This window comes from Streptomyces sp. NPDC087844 (assembly GCF_044742785.1).
Taxonomy (GTDB): domain Bacteria; phylum Actinomycetota; class Actinomycetes; order Streptomycetales; family Streptomycetaceae; genus Streptomyces.
Genome location: NZ_JBIUVD010000009.1, coordinates 74,806 through 94,156 on the forward strand (window position 1 = coordinate 74,806; position 19,351 = coordinate 94,156).

Consider the following 19,351-nt stretch of genomic DNA (forward strand, 5'->3'; position numbering starts at 1 on the left):
CCGGGCCGGGCATTACGCGGCTTTCGGCGACTTGTTGGTGAAAGTCACCCGTCAGGCTCAGCTGTCGAAGCCGAGGCCCACCCGGTCCATCGTCCGCAGCCACAGATTGCGCCGGCCTCCGTGCGCGTCCGCGCGGGCGAGGGACCACTTGGTGAGCGCGATGCCCGTCCACGCGAACGGCTCCGGCGGGAAGGGCAGCGGCTTTCTGCGGACCATCTCCAGCGCCGTGCGTTCCGTGCGTTCCCCCGCCAGCAGGTCGAGCATCACGTCCGCGCCGAACCGGGTCGCGCCGACGCCGAGGCCCGTGTAGCCCGCCGCGTAGGCCACCCGGCCGCCGTGCGCGGTGCCGAAGAAGGCCGAGAAGCGGGAGCACGTGTCGATCGCGCCGCCCCAGGCGTGGGTGAAGCGGACGCCCTCCAGCTGCGGGAAGCAGGTGAAGAAGTGCCCGGCGAGCTTCGCGTACGTGTCCGGCCGGTCGTCGTACTCGGCGCGCACCCGGCCGCCGTACGGGTACACCGCGTCGTAGCCGCCCCACAGGATGCGGTTGTCGGCGGACAGCCGGAAGTAGTGGAACTGGTTCGCCGAGTCCCCGAGCCCCTGCCGGTTCTTCCAGCCGATCGAGGCGAGCTGTTCGGCGGTCAGCGGCTCGGTCATCAGCGCGTAGTCGTAGACCGGCACGGTGTACGGGCGCACGCGCTTGACCAGGTTCGGGAAGATGTTCGTACCGAGGGCGACGCGCCGGGCGCGCACACTCCCGTACGGCGTGCGTACGGCCATTGAGGCGCCGTACGCCTTCAGGGTGAGCGCGGGCGTGTTCTCGTACACGCGCACCCCCAGCTCGACGCAGGCGCGCTTGAGTCCCCAGGCGAGCTTGGCGGGGTGCAGCATGGCGACGCCCCCGCGGTCGTGCAGGCCGCCGAGGAAGGTCGGTGAGTTCACCTGCTCGCGTACGGCGTCGGTGTCCAGGTACTCGACACCGTCGGCGAGGCCCCGCTCCTGCAACTCCGCGTGCCAGTCCCGTAGTTCGGCGGCCTGGTACGGCTCGGTGGCGACGTCGATCTCGCCGGTGCGTTCGAAGTCGCAGTCGAGGGAGTAGCGGGCGACGGTCGCCTCGATGCCGTCGAGGTTGCGGGCGCCCAGCTCCTCCAGCCTGTGGATCTCGTCGGGCCAGCGGGTCAGGCCGTTGGACAGGCCGTGGGTGAGGGAGGCGGCGCAGAATCCGCCGTTGCGGCCCGAGGCGGCCCAGCCCACCTCGCGGCCCTCCAGCAGGACCACCTCGCGCCCGGGGTCGCGCTCCTTGGCGAGGAGCGCGGTCCACAGTCCGCTGTAGCCGCCGCCGACGACGAGCAGGTCACAGGTCTCGGCGGCGGTGAGCGCGGGCTCGGGGCGGGGCCTGCCGGGGTCGTCCAGCCAGTACGAGAGCGGCTGGGCGTCGGAAAGGGATGCCGTCCAGTTCTTGTCGGCCCGACTTCTCTTACGGCTCATGATGCCTTTTGGCGGTTGCGGCGGTTGCTGATGACCATTCCGGCCAGCACGAACAGTACGGCGACGAGGAACATGGCCGTGCCGATGACGTTGATCTGAACGGGTGTTCCGCGCTGCGCCGAACCCCAGACGAACATCGGGAACGTGACGGTCGAACCGGCGTTAAAATTGGTGATGATGAAATCGTCGAAGGAGAGCGCGAAGGCGAGGAGTGCTCCCGCGGCGATACCGGGCGCGGCGATGGGCAGCGTCACGCGCAGGAAAGTCTGCAGGGGACCCGCGTACAGGTCCTGCGCGGCCTGTTCCAGGCGCGGGTCCATCGACATCACGCGTGCCTTGACGGCGGTGACGACGAAGCTCAGGCAGAACATGATGTGGGCGATCAGGATCGTCCAGAAGCCCAGCTGGGCGCCCAGGTTGAGGAAGAGCGTGAGCAGCGAGGCGGCCATGACGACCTCGGGCATCGCCATCGGCAGGAAGATCAGGGAGTTCACGGCGCCGCGCGCGCGGAAGCGGTAGCGGACGAGCGCGAAGGCGATCATCGTGCCGAGGGCGGTGGCGCCCAGGGTCGCCCAGCCGGCGATCTGCAGGCTCAGCGAGAGCGAGCCGCACAGGCCGGCGACCCCGCAGGGATCGGTCCAGGCGTCCGTGGAGAACTGCTGCCATTCGTAGTTGAAGCGCCCCTTCGGATCGTTGAAGGAGAAGACGGTGACGACGATGTTGGGCAGCAGCAGATATCCGAGGGTGAGCAGACCCGCAATGACGACGAGACGGCGTTTGAACCAGCGCAAGAGGCCCATCTAAACCAGATCCTCCGTCCCGGACTTACGGATGTAGAGCGTGACGACGGCCAGGATTCCCGCCATGAGAACGAACGAGAGAGCCGCGGCCGTCGGATAGTCGAGAATGCGCAGGAACTGCGTCTGGATGACGTTTCCGACCATGCGGGTGTCGGTGGAGCCGAGCAGATCGGCGTTCACGTAGTCGCCGCTCGCCGGGATGAACGTGAGCAGCGTCCCGGAGACGACCCCGGGCATCGACAGCGGGAACGTCACCTTGCGGAAGGTCGTGAAGGGCCGCGCGTACAGATCGCCGGCCGCCTCGTGCAGTCGCCCGTCGATGCGTTCGAGGGAGGTGTAGAGCGGCAGGATCATGAACGGCAGGAAGTTGTACGTGAGACCGCAGACCACCGCGAGCGGGGTGGCCAGGACGCGGTCGCCCGCGGTGACGCCCAGCCAGCTCGTGACGTCCAGGACGTGCAGCGCGTTGAGGGCGCCGACGACCGGCCCGCTGTCCGCGAGGATCGTCTTCCAGGCGAGCGTACGGATCAGGAAGCTGGTGAAGAAGGGCGCGATGACCAGGATCAGGATCAGGTTGCGCCAGCGGCCCGCGCGGAAGGCGATGAGGTACGCGAGCGGGTAGCCGAGCAGCAGACACAGGATCGTGGCGGTACCGGCGTAGCCGATGGAGCGCAGGAACTGCGGCCAGTAGTCGGCCACCGCGTCCCAGTAGGTCGCGAAGTGCCAGGTGACCTTGTAGCCGTCCTCCAGGGAGCCCGTCTGCACGGACGTGGAGGCCTGGTAGACCATCGGCAACGCGAAGAAGACGACCAGCCAGAGAATGCCGGGGAGCAGCAGCCAGTACGGGGTGAGGCGGCCCCGCTTCCGAGGGGGGCGCTCCTTCGGGGCGGGTGTCGGCGCCAGGGGTGGCGCGTCGGTGACGGTCGCCATCAGGCCGCCACCCCCTCGTCGGGCCCGACGGTCTCGACACCGGCGTCGATGTCCTGTGCGGCGTCCAGGCCGAAGGTGTACGCCGGGTTCCAGTGCAGGACCACCTCGGCGCCGGGTACGAGCCGGGGGTCGCGGTCGATGTTCTGAACGTAGACCTCGAACTGCGGGCAGACCGGGCTGTCGACGACGTACTGCGTGGAGACGCCGATGAAACTGGAGTCGGCGATCGTGCCGGTGATGCGGTTGCGGCCCGCCGGGATCTCGCCGGCCTCGTCGGCGTGCGTGAGGCTGATCTTCTCCGGGCGGACCCCGACCAGGACCTTGCCGCCGGTTGTCGTGGGCGCGGAACATCGGGCCTCGGGCAGGACGAGCTTGCCGCCGCCCGCCCTGAGGACGATCTCGTCGCCGCTCCTGGCGTCGACCTCGGCCTCGATGAGGTTGGAGGTGCCGAGGAAGTTGGCGACGAACGTGGTGTTCGGGTTCTCGTAGAGGTCGGCGGGCGAGCCGAGCTGCTCGACACGGCCCGCGTTCATCACGGCGACCGTGTCGGCCATCGTCATGGCCTCCTCCTGGTCGTGCGTGACGTGGACGAAGGTGATGCCGACCTCGGTCTGGATGCGCTTGAGCTCCAGCTGCATCTGGCGGCGCAGCTTGAGGTCGAGGGCGCCGAGGGGCTCGTCGAGGAGGAGCACCTTGGGGGTGTTGATCAGCGCGCGGGCGACGGCGACGCGCTGCTGCTGGCCGCCGGAGAGCTGGTGGGGCTTCTTGCGGGCCTGCTCGCCGAGCTGGACCAGGTCGAGCATCTCCCCGACCTGCTTCTTCACCGACTTGATGCCGCGCCGGCGCAGACCGAAGGCGACGTTCTCGAAGATGTCGAGGTGCGGGAAGAGGGCGTACGACTGGAAGACGGTGTTCACGGGCCGCTTGTACGGGGGCAGGTTCGTCACGTCCTGCTCGCCGAGGAAGACGGTGCCGGAGGAAGGTTCCTCCAGGCCGGCGATCATGCGCAGGGTGGTGGTCTTGCCGCAGCCCGACGCTCCCAGGAGGGCGAAGAACGACCCCTGGGGCACGGTCAGATCGAGCGGCCGGACGGCGGTGAAGGAGCCGTAGGTCTTGCTGATGCCCGAGAGGCGGACGTCACCGCCGGTCTCCGTACTGCTCGTCGTGCTGTTCTTCGCACTGTTGTTGGTGGTCACGGTGATCACGCCCCCGTCAGCTTTGCGAACTTCTCTTCGTACGCCGTCTCTTCCTTCGCGCTCAGCGAGCGGAAGGCGTGCGACGAGGCCGCCATGGCGGCGTCGGGAATGATCAGCGGGTTGTCGGCCGCGGACTTGTCGATCTTCGCCAGTTCGGCCTTCACACCGTCGACGGGACAGACGTAGTTGATGTACGCGGCCAGCTCGGCAGCCGGACCCGGCTCGTAGTAGTAGTCGATGAGCCGCTCGGCGTTGGACTTGTGCCTCGCCTTGTTGGGGACCAGCAGATTGTCCGAGGAGATCATGTAGCCGCTGTCCGGGATGACGAAGTCGATGTCCGGGCTGTCCGCCTTGAGCTGGACGACGTCACCGGCCCAGGCGACACAGGCGGCGAGGTCGCCCTTGGTGAGGTCGGCCGTGTAGTCGTTGCCGGTGAAGCGGCGGATCTGGCCCTTGTCGACGGCCTTCTGCAGACGCGCGATCGCCGCGTCGAAGTCGTCGTCGGTGAACTTCGCCGGGTCCTTGCCGAGGTCGAGCAGCGTCATGCCGATGCTGTCGCGCATCTCGGACAGGAAGGCGACGCGCCCCTTGAGTTTCGGGTTGTCGAGCATGTCGGAGACGGACGTGACCTCCACCCCGTCCAGCGCCTTCTTGTTGTAGGCGATGACGGTGGGGATACCGGTCCAGGGATACGAGTAGGCGCGTCCCGGGTCCCAGTCGGGGGTGCGGAACTGCTGGGAGAGGTTGGCGTAGGCGTGCGGCAGGTTGGAGGCGTCCAGTTTCTGCACCCAGCCGAAGCGGATCAGCCGCGCGGCCAGCCAGTCGGTGACGCAGATGAGGTCGCGCCCGGTGTCCTGGCCCGCCGCGAGCTGCGGCTTGAGCTTGCCGAAGAACTCGACGTTGTCGTTGATGTCCTCGGTGTACTTGACCTTGATGCCGGTGCGTTCGGCGAACGCGTCGAGCGTCGGGTGCCGCTTCTCGCTCTCGTCGACGTCCATGTACTCGGTCCAGTTGGAGAAGTTGATCTGCTTCTCCTTGGCCGAGTGGTCCTCGGACGAGACACCCGCGGTGTTCTTCGCCGCCGGGATCCCGCAGGCGCTCAGGGTCCCAAGACCGCCGAGGGCGAGTGCGCCGCCCGTCGAGGCGCGCAGCAGCGAACGGCGGCTGAGGGAGGCCCTGCCGTTGCGGAGGCTTCGCCGCACGGCGGCCAGTCGGGCCGGGGACAGTTGATCGGGCTCGTACTGCTCCATGCTCGTGGTGCCCTTTCGGGAGGTTTCGGCCTGGTCTGGGCCAATAGTGACTAACGGTCCCCGAAGATCGTGCGGTGCCAGTCCTTCCTGGCCACCGCGGTGTTGTCGAACATGACGTGCTTGATCTGCGTGTACTCCTCGAACGAGTACGAGGACATGTCCTTGCCGAAGCCGGACGCCTTGTAGCCGCCGTGGGGCATCTCGCTGATGATCGGGATGTGGTCGTTGACCCAGACGCAGCCCGCCTTGATCTCGCGCGTGGCCCGGTTCGCCCGGTACACGTCACGGCTCCACGCGGAGGCGGCGAGACCGTACGGGGTGTCGTTGGCGAGGCGGATGCCTTCGTCGTCGCTGTCGAAGGGGACGACCACCAGGACCGGGCCGAAGATCTCGGCCTGCACGATCTCGCTGTCCTGCGCGGCGTCGGCGACCAGGGTCGGCCGGTAGTACGCGCCGCGCTCAAGCCCCTTCGGGATCTCACCGCCGGTGACCACGCGCGCGTAGGAGCGCGCCCGGTCGACGAACCCGGCGACCCGGTCCCGCTGGGCGACGGAGATCAGCGGCCCGAGGTCGGTGTCCGGCGCGAACGGATCACCGAGCCGGACGCTCTCCATGAGTTCCGCGGTCCTCGAAACGAACTCTTCGTAGAGGGGCCTCTGCACGTACGCGCGCGTGGCGGCCGTGCAGTCCTGGCCCGTGTTGATGAGCGCGCCCGCGACCGCGCCGTGCACGGCGGCCTCCAGGTCCGCGTCGTCGAAGACCACGAAGGGGGCCTTGCCGCCGAGTTCCAGGTGCAGGCGCTTGACCGTGGACGTGGCGATCTCGGCGACGCGCCTGCCGACGGCCGTGGACCCGGTGAAGGAGGTCATGACGACGTCCGGGTGGCCCACAAGGTGCTCGCCCGCATCTCTCCCCGCCCCCGCGACGATGTTGACGACACCGTCGGGGATGCCTGCCAGGGTCGCCGCCTCGGCGAACAGCAGGGAGGTGAACGGGGTCAGTTCGGCGGGCTTGAGGACGATCGTGTTGCCGGCGGCGATCGCCGGTAGGACCTTCCAGGCGGCCATCTGGAGCGGATAGTTCCAGGGGGCGATGGAACCGACCACACCGATGGGCTCACGCCGCACGTACGAGGTGTGGTCGCCGGAGTACTCACCTGCGGACTGCCCCTGAATATGCCGGGCCGCGCCCGCGAAGAAGGCGGTGTTGTCGATCGTGCCCGGGACGTCGAACTCCCGGGTCAGCTTGATCGGCTTGCCGCACTGCAGGGACTCCGCCTGGGCGAATTCCTCGGCTCGCTCGGCGAGCACGGCGGCGAAGCGGTGCAGGGCGTCGGAGCGCTCACCCGGGGTGGCACCGGACCAGCCAGGGAACGCCTCAAGGGCGGCCCCGACCGCCGCGTCCACGTCGTCCGTGCCTGCCAGCTCGTACGTGTGGAGGTCGTCGCCGGTGGCGGGGTCGACGACGGTGTGGCTCCGGCCGGACGTGCCCTTGGCCGGCCGGCCCGCGATGTACTGCGCGCCGCCCGCGAAGCGGTCCTGCGCCTGGAAGCGATGGCCCGGATTGTGCATTTCGCTCTCCTCCGCCGCACTCCCCGAACCCGGGGGGTCGGCGTAGCTCCAGCTCGATTTGAGTGCCGATCCTGACAGAGCAATGGTGCTCCAACAAGTGATTCCGTTGTTGCCATTTGGTTACGCGACGGAATCTGTCGACCAGGTGTCGAGTCGCTGAGGAAAAGGCGGGACGGATTGTCAGTGGTGCGTGCCAGACTCGCGTGCATGGGGGAGATCGAAGCGAGGATGGCATCCCGGGAGACGCTGGTCAGCGCGATCCGGGCGGGGGCGAAGGTCAAGTACCTGTACTTCTGGGGGCATCGGCCGCGGGCGGACGGGCGGATCGGGTCGAGCTGTCTGAGCCAGTGGTGGCCGTCGCCGTTCGCGGCGGACGGGGTGGAGTACCGGACGGCCGAGCACTGGATGATGGCGCGCAAAGCGCGGCTCTTCGGTGACGCGGAGGCGGAGCGGCTGGCGCTGGACGCGCCGAATCCGGCGCTCGCGAAGAAGGCCGGGCGGCTGGTCCGGGGGTTCGACGAGTCCGTCTGGGAGCGTGAGCGGTTCGGGATCGTGGTGGAGGGGAGCGTGCGGAAGTTCGCCTCTGACGAGGCGCTTCGGGGGTTCCTGCTGGGCACGGGCGAGCGAGTGCTGGTCGAGGCCAGTCCCATGGACCGGGTCTGGGGCATCGGGCTGGCCGCGGACGACGAGCGGGCGTCCGACCCCGCCCGCTGGCAGGGCCAGAACCTCCTGGGCTTCGCCCTGACGACCGCAAGGGAGCGCTTGCGCTCCGCCTGAACGGCACCACGGCACCACGGCACCACGGGATCAGGGTGCGGGGGCCGCGTGGTTCCCCTTCAGGGGCGCGGGGAACTGCGCAGACCTCAACCCCCGCCCACCCGCACCCACGAACGCACTCACCCGACGGCGGTCAAGGACGTGCTGAAGCCGTCGCCCCCGGTCCCCGAGTCATCGATCTCCGAGTCCGGCAGGACCAGGAACACCACCAGGAAGGCAATGCCCAGCGCGACACCGACGGCCCCACAGATGATTCCCGCCAAGGCATGCCCCGCATTGGTCGCCTGGCCCCGCCGAGCCCTCGCCCGCCCGATCCCCCCGAAGACCAGCGCGAGAATTCCGCACACGAGCGCCACCGGCCACAGACAGAACCCGACCGCCGCGACGATCCCGAGCACGAGCGACGCGGTGCCCAGCCCATTGCTCGGCCCCGTGGGCATCCCGGGCCACCCGTAGCCCGGCCCACCCTGCACGGGGTAAGCCGGATAGCCGTACCCATGCCCATGCCCGTGCGCAGGCCCCGGCCCGTGCCCGTACCCGTACCCGTACGGGACCTGCCCCGGCCCTCCCGGTGCGATGGGCGGCGGCGGAACCGCGTAGGCCCCCGGAGCCGCGTACGGATGCGGCGCCCCGGGGAACGAGGTCGCGGTCTGCCGGTCGTGCGCCGAGGACGGCACCGGCCCGCCCGCACTTTCCCCCACGCCGTGCGAAGGCCTCGCGTCCGTCGGCGGAGCCCAGGGATTCGGCCCGGCGAGCGGCTCGACAGGCGGCTCGACGTGCGGCTCGACGTGCGGCTTGCCCAGCGACACCTTCGCGTCGGGAGCGACGTCCTCGGGGCGCCGGTCCCGCGCCTCGTCGTCCGGCCCACCCGGTGCCTGCGCGTCCTCGGACATGCGCGAAGTCCCCTCTGTCGTACGTAGCGTCATGCTACGGCCCAAGCCTCCCCCCGCGCGGACCGCGGCCTACGATGATCCTCGAAGAACCGCACCACCGATCAGCCGATCACCCGCGCCCCGCCGTACACCGGCCCGGCGCCGTTCCTGGGGAGGAACCTTGACCGACCTGCACGCCTTCATCGCCGGACTGCCCAAGGCCGAACTGCACGTCCACCACGTCGGCTCCGCCTCCCCCCGTATCGTCTCCGAGCTGGCCGCCCGCCACCCCGACTCCAAGGTGCCGTCGGACCCCGAGGCGCTGGTCGACTACTTCACGTTCACGGACTTCGCCCACTTCATCGACGTGTACCTGTCCGTCGTCGACCTCATCCGCACGCCCGAGGACGTACGCCTCCTGACGTACGAGGTCGCCCGTGACATGGCCCGCCAGCAGATCCGCTACGCCGAGCTGACGATCACGCCGTTCTCGTCGACCCGCCGCGGTATCGACGAGGGCGCCTTCATGGACGCCATCGAGGACGCCCGCATCGCCGCCGAGGCCGACTTCGGCACGATCCTGCGGTGGTGCTTCGACATCCCGGGCGAAGCGGGACTCGAATCCGCCGAGGAGACGGTCCGGCTCGCCACCACTGACAAGCTCCGCCCGGAGGGCCTGGTCTCCTTCGGGCTCGGTGGGCCCGAGATCGGCGTACCCCGGCCGCAGTTCAAGCCGTACTTCGACCGTGCGATCGCGGCCGGCCTGCACTCCGTACCGCACGCGGGCGAGACGACGGGTCCGGAGACGGTCTGGGACGCGCTGACGGACCTGCGGGCCGAGCGCATCGGCCACGGCACGAGCTCCGCCCGGGACCCGAGGCTCCTCGCCCACCTCGCCGAGCACCGGATTCCGCTGGAGGTGTGCCCCACCTCGAACATCGCCACCCGCGCGGTCCGCACCCTCGACGAGCACCCGCTCAAGGAGTTCGTACGGGCCGGCGTCGTCGTCACCGTCAACTCGGACGACCCGCCGATGTTCGGCACCGACCTCAACAACGAGTACGCGGTCGCCGCCCGCCTCCTCGACCTCGACGAGCGGGGCCTGGCCGCGCTCGCCAAGAACGCCGTCGAGGTCTCCTTCCTGGACGGCCCCGGCAAGGCGGCGCTCGCCGCGGAGATCGACACGTACACCGCCGGGTGGCTCGCGCCCTGAGCCGGCGCACCAGCACAATGGGCCGATGCGTACCGTGACTGCCGTGGCCCACCGCGGCGACCCCTACCGCGTCCGTGAGAACACGATCGACTCACTGCGTTCCGCGCTCCGACGGGGCGCGGACGCCGTCGAGATCGACGTCCGGCTGACCCGCGACGGCGTGCCCGTGCTGCTGCACGACGACACGCTGAGGCGGTTGTGGGAACAGGACCGGCCGCTGCGCTCGCTCTCCGCCGACGAGGTACGGGGACTGACCTCGGGCGGGATCCCCACGCTGGAGGAGGCCCTCAAGGCGACGGACGAGGGCCGGCTCATGGTCGACCTGCCCGGTCCGGCGGACGCCCGCGCCGTCCGCCGGATCACCGGTGTCGTCCGGGACTTCGGCGCCGAGGAGCGCGTGTACTACTGCGCGGGGGCCGCCGCCATGCTCGCCGTCCGCGCGGCAGAACCCGCCGCTGAGATCGCCCTCACCTGGACGAGTCTCGCCCCGCCGCGGCCCGCGCTGCTCGACGCCCTACGGCCCCGGTGGCTCAACTACCGCTTCGGGCTGGTGAACCGCGACCTCGTCGGCCGGGTCCACCAGGACGGATACCTGGTCTCGGCGTGGACGCCCGACACCCGGCGGTCCATGCGGCGGCTCCTCGACGCGGGCGTCGACTCGATCACGACGAACCGCGTCGACACGCTCCGCGCCCTGAACACACCCTGCACACCCTGAGCACGCACGCCCTGAGCACAGACAGAAGGCAAGGAGATCGAACTCCCTGCCACTATCGAGCTATAGCCCACTGGGGGGCTTGCGGCAAGACCGGGGCTGTCCCGCAGAATCAGCGGCCGAAGCCGGAATCTGTGGACATGGGGTCGCGAAATGCGCGTGCTGTTGACGACTTGGGGATCGCGCGGAGACGTCGAACCGCTGGCGGGACTGGCGGTGGCGCTGCGGGAACTGGGCGCGGAGGTACGGGTGTGCGCGCCGCCGGACGAGGAGTTCGTGGTGCTGCTGGCGCGTGTCGGCGTGCCGCTGGTGCCGCTCGGCCCGTCGGTGCGCTCGGTGGTCGCCGGCCCGAAGCCACCGTCGGCCAAGGACGCGTTCAGGCTCGCTCCCGAGCTGGTCGCGGCCAGGTTCGAGACGCTCACCGCCGCCGCCGAGGGATGTGACGCGCTGGTGGCGACCGGCCTGATGCCGGCCGGTGCCCGGGACGTGGCCGAGAAGCTGGGCATCCGTTACGTGCTCGCGTGCTTCCACACCCTGGGCCTGCCGTCGCGGCACTTCCCGCCGGGGAGGCGGCCTGGAACGCCGTCCCCGCAGGGCGAGACCGACAACCGGGTGCTGTGGGAGCAGGACGCCCAGCGGGTGAACGCGTTGTACGGCGAGGCGCTCAACAGCGGTCGGGCGGCGATCGGCCTGCCGCCGGTGGACAACGTCCGCGACCATGTCCTCACCGGCCGGCCGTGGTTGGCGGCGGACCCGACACTGTGTCCGTCGCAGGGCGTGACGGACCTCGACCTCGTACGGACGGGGGCGTGGATCCTGCCGGACGACCGGCCGCTTCCGGCGGATCTTGAGGCGTTCCTGGACGCCGGCGAACCGCCCGTGTACGTGGGTTTCGGCAGTATGGCCGCGCACGCCCCCGAGGACATCGCCCGGGTGGCCACGGAAGCGGGCCGCGCGCGGGGCCGCCGGGTCCTCCTCGCCCGTGGCTGGGCGGACCTGGCCCCGGTCGACGACTCCGACGACTGTTTCGTGGTGGGTGAGGTCAACCAGCAGGCGCTGTTCCGCCGCGTGGCCGCCGTCGTGCACCACGGGGGCGCGGGTACGACGACCACGGCGGCCCTGGCCGGTGTGCCGCAGGTGGTGGTCCCCCGGATCGCGGACCAGCCGTACTGGGCGAGGCGGGTGGCCGAGCTGGGCATCGGAGCGGCGCACGAGGCCCTGACGCCAACCTTCGGCTCCCTGTCGGCCGCGCTCGCCGAGGCCCTGGCGCCGGAGACCCGCGCACGAGCGAGGGACGTGTCCGGCACGATCCGCACCGACGGGGCGACGGTGGCCGCGAGACTGCTGCTCGACACACCTCTCCGGGATCACCCGGTGCGGGTCTCTCAGGGACATCCCTGACAACACCCCTGCTGCACAAGGAAGTTGCTCGGGGACCGGCCAGGGTCGCCGCCCTCCCGGAGGAGGATCCGCAGGACGGCGTACGCCCGGAGACTGAAGGTCACCGATCACCCCGGGAGTCTGCTGATGCGTGTCCGCCTCCGTACCGCCTGTGCCGCCCTCGTGGTTGTGGGCCTGACCGCGGGCCCCCTGGCCGGGACCGCCCTCGCCGCGTCCGGGCCCACGGCCTCCGTACATGAGGCCGTGGGCCCGGACGCCGGGAAAAGGGACCCCGGAAGACCGGAGGCTGTGGACCCGGCCACCGGCCGGGCTCTGCGCGCGGCGCTCCAGGGGTTGCCGGACGACGACGCGACGGCCGCGCTCGTACGGGTGTCGGGCACGGACGGCGTCTGGCGGGGCAGCGCCGGGGTGCGCGATCTGCCGAGTGGGCGCGAGGCGCTGGCGGACGGGCGTTTCCGGGCCGGTTCCACGACCAAGGTCGTCACCGCGGCCGTCGTGCTCCAGCTCGCCGCCGAAGGCCGGGTGGACCTGGACGGGCACGTCCAGACCTACCTCCCCGGCCTCCTCTCGAAGGCTTTCGAGCCCATCACCGTACGGCAGTTGCTCACCTTCACCAGTGGGCTGAGGCCGGGCTCGTCGCTCGGCGACGTGAACGGCGAGGGGTACGAGAGGCGTTACGAGACGCTGACGCCCGAGGAGGTGGTGGCCGCCTCGGTCGCCCAGGGCCCCGCCTTCCGCCCCGACGAGCGGCAGAGCTACAGCAACATCGACTACACCGTGCTCGGCCTCCTCATAGAGAAGGTCACCGGCGACTCGTACGAGCACCAGGCGGCGGTACGGGTCCTGCGGCCGGCCAAGATGCGGGACACGTCCTTCCCCGGCGGCCCCGACCCGCGTATCCACGGACCGCACAACCGCGGCTACCAGAGACTGGCGGACGGCAGGCTGGTGGACGCCACCGAGTGGAACATGTCGGACCGGTGGGCCGCGGGCGACATGATCTCCACGACGGCGGACCTGGAGCGGCTTGTGCACGCGCTGTTCCGGGGCCGGCTGGTCCCCCAGCCCCTTCTGGAGAGGGAGATGTTCACCCTCCCCGACGTGCCGGGCGCCACCATGAGCGCCGGTCTCCAGAGGTTCGACATGGGCAACGGCACGATCCTCTGGCTGAAGTCCGGGGCCCGTCCCGGGTACGGCACGCTCGTCGCGGCCACCCGCGATCTGTCCCGCACACTCGTGTACTCCGTCAACGCGACCGACGCGAAGTCGGAGGACATGAACCCGGTGGCCGAGCGGATCGTACGGGCGGCGTTCGGGGGGTGAGGGCGGCCGGGCCGAGCCCGGCGACGGACTGCAGGGACTGGACGGACTGGACTGACTGGACTGACTGGACGGACTAGGTGTTCGGCGGGCCCGGTTCTCCCGTGTGCGCGGGGGCCGGTCCGCCGCCGAGTACCGCGACGCGCTGTGCGAGACGCTTCAGGACGGTCTCGCCCCAGTGGAGATTCCCCCGTTCCAGTGCGATGCCGCCCTGGAGTGTGAGGTAGGGGCCGATGCGGTCGGCGGACGCGAGGTGTTCGTCCTCGGTGCGGCCGGCCAGCATGCGTTCCCGCATACGCAGATAGCGGGCGAGTTTGGCGGCGGACCGTTCGACGCGCTCGGCGACCGCGGTCCGTACGGCCTCGATGTCGTCGGTGTCCCCGATGTCGACGCACTGGACCTTGACCATCAGTTCGTCCCTGATGGCCAGGGGCTTCGCGGGGCCCTCGGTCACGAACGCGCGCAGCACCCGGCGCCCGGCCTCGGTGAGCGAGAAGAGCCGTTTGTTGGGCCGGCGCTCCTGCTGGACGACGCGGGCGGAGACCAGCCCCTCGCCCTCCATGCGCTCCAGCTCGCGGTAGAGCTGCTGGGGGGTGGCCATCCAGAAGTTGGCGACCGAGGCCTCGAAGCCCTTCGCGAGGTCGTACCCGGACGCCTCGCCCTCCAGAAGCGCGGCCATCACCGCGTTGCGCAACGCCATGAGTGCAAGCTAGCACCGCGTTGATCAGTCAAGGACGCGACTGTCGATGCGGACCGGTGGGTGCAGGTCAGGCCGCTTGGCCCGCCGGCCGTCGCCCGACGAATGGCCCCGGACCCGGCGCAGGAGCCAGGGCCCCAGGAAGCCGCCGACCCAGCGCAGTTCCGCCCCGACGACCCGCAGCCGCGTGGGCACGGACGCACCGGGCGGCAGGGGCAGCGTCCAGGCGTCGTCACTGCCAGGCAGGCCGAACGCGTGCGCGACCGCGGCGGCGATCCGCGCATGGCCGAGCGGGCTCGCGTGCAGCCGGTCCGGACTCCACAGCCGGGGGTCCGTCACCACCTCGTGGGCGGACATGTCCGCGATGACCACTCCGTGGCGTCCGGCCGCCTCCCGGATACGGGAGTTGAGGGCGAGGACCCGGCGGCCGAGCGGCCGGGCCAGCGGGCTGATCCGGCCGACGTCGGGAAAGGTGACCGTCGCGACGCGGGCCCCCTGCCCGGTCAGCGCGGCGAACATCGCCTCCAGATGGCCGCCCGCCTCGTCCGCGTCGAAGCGGGGCCGCAGCAGGTCGTTCATCCCGGCGACCACGGTGGCCACGTCGGGCCGCAGTGCGAGGGCCGGCGGGAGCTGCTCGGCGCGCACCTGCCCGGCGAGGCGCCCGCGGACGGCGAGATTGGCGTAGAGGACGTCCGGAGATCCCTTCGCCAGCTCCTCCGCGAACCGGTCGGCGCACCCGCGCAGCCCTGTCACGTCGTCACCGTCACCGAGCCCTTCGGTCTGGCTGTCGCCCAGGGCGACGTACCGCAGATACCCGCTCACACCTTCGGACATGGGGTGACCCCTTTCGCCGCAGCCCGCCAATACCCCATTAATACCCTATTCACTTAATACCCTATTCACTTTGTTGGCTATAACAAGAGGCGACCCACGCTGCGGACCCGAGCCCCGGACCCGGGCCTCAGACCCGAGCTACAGGCCCGAGCCACAGACCCGAGCCCCGGACCCGCGAGCGCGTTCCAGCGCTTCGCGAACTCCGTGCGCTCCTTCGCCGTGACGTCGCGGGCGATCGCGAGCCGAGGGCGGCGGTCTCCTTGTCCTTGGCGGAGGCCAGGATGTCCTGGGCGGCCGGGACGGGGCTCGGTGTACGTGACCGCGATCCCGGTGCGCTTCACAAAGGCGTCCCGCGCGTACACCGAGTGCAGGCGCGACAACGGTCCGGAGGATCTCCCCGACGGGAGTGAGGGTGACGGGGCGAAGCGCCCGGACCCGACCTCGAAGGAGTTCCGCAAGGCCGCCACTGCCTGTCAGGACATTCTCGACGACATCGGCGTCGAGGGGCTCGTCCTCAGCGGCCGACCCGGTGCCGGCCCCGGGCCGCGCCCCGCGTAACGCGCCCCGCGTACCGAACGCTCAGCCGAGCGACGTCATGACGTGCTTGATCCGGGTGTAGTCCTCGAAGCCGTACCCCGACAGGTCCTTGCCGTAGCCCGAGTGCTTGAAGCCGCCGTGCGGCATCTCCGCGACCAGCGGGATGTGCGTGTTGATCCACACGCAGCCGAAGTCGAGGACCTTGGACATGCGCATCGCGCGCGCGTGGTCCTTCGTCCAGACGGAGGAGGCGAGCGCGTACTCGACGCCGTTCGCGTACGCGACGGCCTGGGCCTCGTCCGTGAAGGACTGGACGGTGATGACCGGGCCGAAGACCTCGTTCTGGATGATCTCGTCGTCCTGCTTCAGGCCCGAGACGACGGTCGGGGCGTAGAAGTAGCCCTTCTCGCCGACGCGGTGGCCGCCCGCCTCGACCTTGGCGTGGGCGGGCAGCCGCTCGATGAAGCCGGTGACCTGCTTGAGCTGGTCCGGGTTGTTGAGCGGCCCGTACAGCACGTCCTCGTCGTCCGGCTGCCCGGTCTTCGTGTCGGCGGCGGCCTTGGCGAGCGCGGCCGTGAACTCGTCGTGGATGGACTCCTGTACGAGGACGCGCGTGGCGGCCGTACAGTCCTGGCCCGCGTTGAAGAAGCCCGCCACCGAGATGTCCTCGACGGCCTTGGCGATGTCGGTGTCCTCGAAGACCACGACGGGCGCCTTGCCGCCCAGCTCCAGGTGGACCCGCTTGACGTCCTTGGCGGCGGACTCGGCGACCGAGATGCCCGCCCGTACGGAACCGGTGATGGACGCCATGGCCGGAATCCTGTGCTCGACCATCGCGCGGCCGGTGTCACGGTCGCCGCAGATGACGTTGAAGACGCCCTCGGGGACGATCGAGCCGATGATCTCGGCGATCAGGACCGTGGACGCCGGGGTGGTGTCGGACGGCTTGAGCACGACCGTGTTGCCCGCGGCGAGCGCCGGGGCGAACTTCCACACGGCCATCATCATCGGGTAGTTCCACGGCGCGACCTGCGCGCAGACTCCGATCGGCTCGCGACGGACGATCGAGGTCAGGCCCTCCATGTACTCGCCGGCCGACCGGCCCTCCAGCATGCGCGCCGCGCCCGCGAAGAAGCGGATCTGGTCGACCATGGGCGGGATCTCCTCGGACCGGGTGAGTCCGATGGGCTTGCCCGTGTTCTCGACCTCGGCGGCGATGAGTTCCTCGGCGCGCTCCTCGAAGGCGTCCGCGATCTTGAGGAGTGCCCTCTGGCGCTCGGCGGGGGTCTGGTCGCGCCAGGCGGGGAAGGCCGCGGCGGCGGCCTCCATCGCGGCGTCGACGTCGGCCTGACCGGACAGCGGCGCGGTGGCGTACGCCTCGCCCGTCGCGGGGTTGACCACGTCCGTGGTCCGTCCATCGGCGGCATCGCGGAACTCTCCGGCGATGTAATTACGCAGACGACGCAGCTCGGTGCTCACTGCCCGGCCCTCCTGTCGGATGTCCTACGACTGTCCCTTTTACGGTCCTGCGCCCCGGCTGTCCACTACCTGAGACGCCTGGCCTCCCACCCTAATCCTCGCCCCCACGTTTTCAACACCCCCACTGGGCCCAGAGCTGCGAAATCCGCAGACTTGGAACACGTAAACAACGAATTTCATCGATCACACCTTGCGGAACTGTCGAGCCCTCGTGCAGAGTGAGCGCGTGGCCAGTCGAAGCGCAGACCCCAGGGACCCCCGGGACTCCCGCGAGTCCAGGAGCGGCACTCCCCAGCTGGATGCCGTCTCCCTCGGCATCATCGAGCAGCTCCAGGAGGACGGCCGCCGGCCGTACGCCGCCATAGGCAAGGCAGTGGGTCTTTCCGAGGCGGCCGTGCGCCAGCGCGTCCAGAAGCTGCTCGACCAGGGCGTGATGCAGATCGTCGCCGTCACGGACCCGCTCACCGTGGGCTTCCGCAGGCAGGCGATGGTGGGCATCAACGCCGACGGCGACCTCGAACCGGTCGCGGACGCGCTGACCGCCATGCAGGAGGTCGAGTACGTGGTGATGACCGCGGGCTCCTTCGACATCCTCGCCGAGATCGTCTGCGAGGACGACGACCACCTGCTGGACGTCATCAACAAGCGCATCCGGATCCTGCCCGGCGTGCGCTCCACCGAGAGCTTCGTCTACCTCAAGCTCAAGAAGCAGACCTACATGTGGGGAACCCGATAGCCGTGACTGCCAAGGACCTCAGCCGCACCGCGTACGACCACCTGTGGATGCACTTCACCCGCATGTCCTCGTACGAGAACGCGCCCGTCCCCACGATCGTCCGTGGCGAGGGCACCTACATCTACGACGACAAGGGCAAGCGCTACCTCGACGGTCTGGCCGGTCTGTTCGTGGTCCAGGCGGGCCACGGCCGTGCCGAACTGGCCGAGACGGCCGCCAAGCAGGCGAAGGAACTGGCCTTCTTCCCGATCTGGTCCTACGCCCACCCGAAGGCCGTCGAGCTGGCCGAGCGCCTCGCGCACCACGCTCCCGGCGACCTGAACAAGGTCTTCTTCACCACCGGTGGCGGCGAGGCCGTCGAGACCGCGTGGAAGCTCGCCAAGCAGTACTTCAAGCTGCAGGGCAAGCCGACCAAGTACAAGGTCATCTCGCGCGCGGTCGCCTACCACGGCACTCCGCAGGGCGCCCTGTCCATCACCGGGCTGCCCGCCCTCAAGGCGCCCTTCGAGCCGCTGGTCCCCGGCGCCCACAAGGTCCCGAACACCAACATCTACCGCGCGCCCGCCTTCCTCGACCAGGGGTCCGGCGTCTCCCCCGAGGCCTTCGGCCGCTGGGCCGCCGACCAGATCGAGGACCAGATCCTCATGGAGGGCCCCGAGACGGTCGCCGCCGTCTTCCTGGAGCCCGTGCAGAACGCGGGCGGCTGCTTCCCGCCGCCGCCCGGCTACTTCCAGCGGGTGCGCGAGATCTGCGACCAGTACGACGTGCTGCTCGTCTCGGACGAGGTCATCTGCGCCTTCGGCCGCCTCGGCACGATGTTCGCGTGCGACAAGTTCGACTACGTACCGGACATGATCACCTGCGCCAAGGGCATGACCTCGGGCTACTCCCCGATCGGCGCCTGCATCATCTCGGACCGGCTGGCCGAGCCGTTCTACCAGGGCGACAACACCTTCCTGCACGGCTACACCTTCGGCGGTCACCCGGTGTCGGCGGCCGTGGGCCTCGCCAACCTCGACATCTTCGAGCGCGAGAACCTCAACCAGCACGTCCTGGACAACGAGGGCGCGTTCCTCTCCACCCTCCAGAAGCTGCACGACCTGCCGATCGTCGGCGACGTCCGCGGCAACGGCTTCTTCTACGGCATCGAGCTGGTGAAGGACAAGGCCACCAAGGAGACCTTCACGGACGAGGAGTCGGAGCGCGTGCTCTACGGCTTCGTCTCCAAGAAGCTCTTCGAGTACGGCCTCTACTGCCGCGCCGACGACCGCGGTGACCCGGTCATCCAGCTGTCGCCGCCGCTGATCTCCGACCAGTCGACGTTCGACGAGATCGAGGGGATCGTCCGCCAGGTACTGACGGAGGCCTGGGCGAAGCTGTGAGCCTGGCCTGTGAGCTGGACCTGTGAGCTGGACCTGTGAGCCTGGCCTACCAGGATGGCCTACGAGGCTGGCTTGTGAAGTGGGCCTGCGAGCCTGGCCTGCGAGCTGGGCCTGTCAGCCCGGCCGTTCGCTCAGCCTTTGAGCGGCCATCCGCTC

Annotated in this window: 18 protein-coding genes and 1 pseudogene; 8 read left to right on the top strand and 11 right to left on the bottom strand. The window is 69.9% G+C overall.

Annotated features, from left to right (window positions below; genetic code table 11):
- Positions 1-57: 57 nt before the first annotated feature.
- The 6 genes from ACIOKD_RS19295 to ACIOKD_RS19320 are packed head-to-tail and all read right to left on the bottom strand — an operon-like array spanning position 58 to position 7,232.
- A complete protein-coding gene (locus tag ACIOKD_RS19295) occupies positions 58-1,485 on the bottom strand; it encodes an NAD(P)/FAD-dependent oxidoreductase (RefSeq protein WP_402085185.1) in 1,428 nt (475 codons plus the stop codon).
- Positions 1,482-2,285, bottom strand: a complete 804-nt coding sequence (locus tag ACIOKD_RS19300) for an ABC transporter permease (RefSeq protein WP_402085188.1) — start codon at positions 2,283-2,285, stop codon at positions 1,482-1,484. Before ACIOKD_RS19300 ends, ACIOKD_RS19295 begins: the two co-directional genes overlap by 4 nt.
- Positions 2,286-3,215 (bottom strand): ABC transporter permease, encoded by a 930-nt coding sequence (locus ACIOKD_RS19305; protein ID WP_402085190.1) that lies wholly within the window; start codon positions 3,213-3,215, stop codon positions 2,286-2,288.
- Complete coding sequence (locus tag ACIOKD_RS19310) at positions 3,215-4,420, bottom strand: ABC transporter ATP-binding protein (RefSeq protein WP_402085192.1); 1,206 nt, start codon at positions 4,418-4,420, stop codon at positions 3,215-3,217. The genes ACIOKD_RS19305 and ACIOKD_RS19310 overlap by 1 nt, the downstream gene beginning before the upstream one ends.
- On the bottom strand, positions 4,417-5,661 hold the full coding sequence (locus ACIOKD_RS19315) for a spermidine/putrescine ABC transporter substrate-binding protein (protein ID WP_402085195.1): 1,245 nt from the start codon (positions 5,659-5,661) through the stop codon (positions 4,417-4,419). Before ACIOKD_RS19315 ends, ACIOKD_RS19310 begins: the two co-directional genes overlap by 4 nt.
- Before the next feature lie 50 nt (positions 5,662-5,711).
- Positions 5,712-7,232, bottom strand: coding sequence for a gamma-aminobutyraldehyde dehydrogenase (locus ACIOKD_RS19320; RefSeq protein WP_402085198.1), 1,521 nt, complete (start codon positions 7,230-7,232; stop codon positions 5,712-5,714).
- Positions 7,233-7,439: 207 nt separating this feature from the next.
- Here ACIOKD_RS19320 and ACIOKD_RS19325 point away from each other — a divergent pair, with 207 nt between their 5' ends.
- Positions 7,440-8,009 carry an NADAR family protein gene (locus ACIOKD_RS19325; protein ID WP_402085201.1) on the top strand — a complete coding sequence of 190 codons (570 nt, stop codon included), beginning with the start codon at positions 7,440-7,442 and terminating at the stop codon, positions 8,007-8,009.
- Between the two features lie 119 nt (positions 8,010-8,128).
- On the opposite strand, the gene ACIOKD_RS19330 is transcribed toward ACIOKD_RS19325, so the two are convergent.
- Entirely contained in the window at positions 8,129-8,902 is a 774-nt protein-coding gene (locus ACIOKD_RS19330; RefSeq protein ID WP_402085203.1) for a DUF4190 domain-containing protein, read from the bottom strand.
- A gap of 31 nt (positions 8,903-8,933) precedes the next feature.
- On the opposite strand from ACIOKD_RS19330, the gene ACIOKD_RS19335 reads away from it, so the two are divergent.
- The 4 genes from ACIOKD_RS19335 (at position 8,934) to ACIOKD_RS19350 (ending at position 13,533) form a co-directional block, all read left to right on the top strand.
- Positions 8,934-10,094: an adenosine deaminase gene (locus ACIOKD_RS19335; RefSeq protein WP_402085207.1), complete on the top strand. Its 1,161-nt coding sequence runs from the start codon at positions 8,934-8,936 to the stop codon at positions 10,092-10,094.
- A gap of 25 nt (positions 10,095-10,119) precedes the next feature.
- Positions 10,120-10,812, top strand: coding sequence for a glycerophosphodiester phosphodiesterase (locus ACIOKD_RS19340; RefSeq protein ID WP_402085210.1), 693 nt, complete (start codon positions 10,120-10,122; stop codon positions 10,810-10,812).
- 150 nt (positions 10,813-10,962) lie between these two features.
- The gene (locus ACIOKD_RS19345) at positions 10,963-12,210 is read left to right on the top strand and encodes a glycosyltransferase (protein ID WP_402085212.1); all 1,248 of its coding nucleotides are present in this window, start codon (positions 10,963-10,965) and stop codon (positions 12,208-12,210) included.
- 126 nt (positions 12,211-12,336) lie between these two features.
- On the top strand, positions 12,337-13,533 hold the full coding sequence (locus ACIOKD_RS19350; RefSeq protein ID WP_402085214.1) for a serine hydrolase domain-containing protein: 1,197 nt from the start codon (positions 12,337-12,339) through the stop codon (positions 13,531-13,533).
- Positions 13,534-13,606: 73 nt separating this feature from the next.
- On the opposite strand, the gene ACIOKD_RS19355 is transcribed toward ACIOKD_RS19350, so the two are convergent.
- From ACIOKD_RS19355 to ACIOKD_RS19365, 3 genes and pseudogenes are all read right to left on the bottom strand, one after another.
- On the bottom strand, positions 13,607-14,230 hold the full coding sequence (locus tag ACIOKD_RS19355) for a PadR family transcriptional regulator (protein ID WP_402085217.1): 624 nt from the start codon (positions 14,228-14,230) through the stop codon (positions 13,607-13,609).
- A 24-nt stretch (positions 14,231-14,254) separates the two neighbouring features.
- Complete coding sequence (locus ACIOKD_RS19360) at positions 14,255-15,061, bottom strand: SGNH/GDSL hydrolase family protein (protein WP_402085220.1); 807 nt, start codon at positions 15,059-15,061, stop codon at positions 14,255-14,257.
- Positions 15,062-15,231: 170 nt separating this feature from the next.
- Positions 15,232-15,365: pseudogene (locus ACIOKD_RS19365) on the bottom strand (spermidine/putrescine ABC transporter substrate-binding protein); the annotation flags it as partial.
- Between the two features lie 26 nt (positions 15,366-15,391).
- Here ACIOKD_RS19365 and ACIOKD_RS19370 point away from each other — a divergent pair.
- Positions 15,392-15,619 (top strand): hypothetical protein, encoded by a 228-nt coding sequence (locus ACIOKD_RS19370; protein WP_402085222.1) that lies wholly within the window; start codon positions 15,392-15,394, stop codon positions 15,617-15,619.
- A 21-nt stretch (positions 15,620-15,640) separates the two neighbouring features.
- Here ACIOKD_RS19370 and ACIOKD_RS19375 read toward each other — a convergent pair whose 3' ends face one another.
- Positions 15,641-17,077 carry a gamma-aminobutyraldehyde dehydrogenase gene (locus ACIOKD_RS19375; RefSeq protein WP_402085225.1) on the bottom strand — a complete coding sequence of 479 codons (1,437 nt, stop codon included), beginning with the start codon at positions 17,075-17,077 and terminating at the stop codon, positions 15,641-15,643.
- 211 nt (positions 17,078-17,288) lie between these two features.
- Between ACIOKD_RS19375 and ACIOKD_RS19380 the strand changes: the two genes are divergently transcribed.
- Positions 17,289-17,813, top strand: a complete 525-nt coding sequence (locus tag ACIOKD_RS19380) for an Lrp/AsnC family transcriptional regulator (protein ID WP_402085227.1) — start codon at positions 17,289-17,291, stop codon at positions 17,811-17,813.
- Entirely contained in the window at positions 17,798-19,195 is a 1,398-nt protein-coding gene (locus ACIOKD_RS19385) for an aspartate aminotransferase family protein (RefSeq protein ID WP_402085230.1), read from the top strand. Before ACIOKD_RS19380 ends, ACIOKD_RS19385 begins: the two co-directional genes overlap by 16 nt.
- Positions 19,196-19,351 lie beyond the last annotated feature (156 nt).

What these genes read in the sequence shown, in the direction of transcription:
- ACIOKD_RS19325 (WP_402085201.1), top strand. Translation starts at nt 7,440, where the DNA reads ATGGGGGAGATCGAAGCGAGGATGGCATCCCGGGAGACGCTGGTCAGC.
- ACIOKD_RS19350 (WP_402085214.1), top strand. Translation starts at nt 12,337, where the DNA reads ATGCGTGTCCGCCTCCGTACCGCCTGTGCCGCCCTCGTGGTTGTGGGC.
- ACIOKD_RS19360 (WP_402085220.1), bottom strand. Translation starts at nt 15,061, where the DNA reads ATGTCCGAAGGTGTGAGCGGGTATCTGCGGTACGTCGCCCTGGGCGAC.
- ACIOKD_RS19340 (WP_402085210.1), top strand. Translation starts at nt 10,120, where the DNA reads ATGCGTACCGTGACTGCCGTGGCCCACCGCGGCGACCCCTACCGCGTC.
- ACIOKD_RS19300 (WP_402085188.1), bottom strand. Translation starts at nt 2,285, where the DNA reads ATGGGCCTCTTGCGCTGGTTCAAACGCCGTCTCGTCGTCATTGCGGGT.
- ACIOKD_RS19355 (WP_402085217.1), bottom strand. Translation starts at nt 14,230, where the DNA reads ATGGCGTTGCGCAACGCGGTGATGGCCGCGCTTCTGGAGGGCGAGGCG.
- ACIOKD_RS19320 (WP_402085198.1), bottom strand. Translation starts at nt 7,232, where the DNA reads ATGCACAATCCGGGCCATCGCTTCCAGGCGCAGGACCGCTTCGCGGGC.
- ACIOKD_RS19305 (WP_402085190.1), bottom strand. Translation starts at nt 3,215, where the DNA reads ATGGCGACCGTCACCGACGCGCCACCCCTGGCGCCGACACCCGCCCCG.
- ACIOKD_RS19335 (WP_402085207.1), top strand. Translation starts at nt 8,934, where the DNA reads ATGCTACGGCCCAAGCCTCCCCCCGCGCGGACCGCGGCCTACGATGAT.
- ACIOKD_RS19345 (WP_402085212.1), top strand. Translation starts at nt 10,963, where the DNA reads ATGCGCGTGCTGTTGACGACTTGGGGATCGCGCGGAGACGTCGAACCG.
- ACIOKD_RS19295 (WP_402085185.1), bottom strand. Translation starts at nt 1,485, where the DNA reads ATGAGCCGTAAGAGAAGTCGGGCCGACAAGAACTGGACGGCATCCCTT.
- ACIOKD_RS19315 (WP_402085195.1), bottom strand. Translation starts at nt 5,661, where the DNA reads ATGGAGCAGTACGAGCCCGATCAACTGTCCCCGGCCCGACTGGCCGCC.
- ACIOKD_RS19330 (WP_402085203.1), bottom strand. Translation starts at nt 8,902, where the DNA reads ATGTCCGAGGACGCGCAGGCACCGGGTGGGCCGGACGACGAGGCGCGG.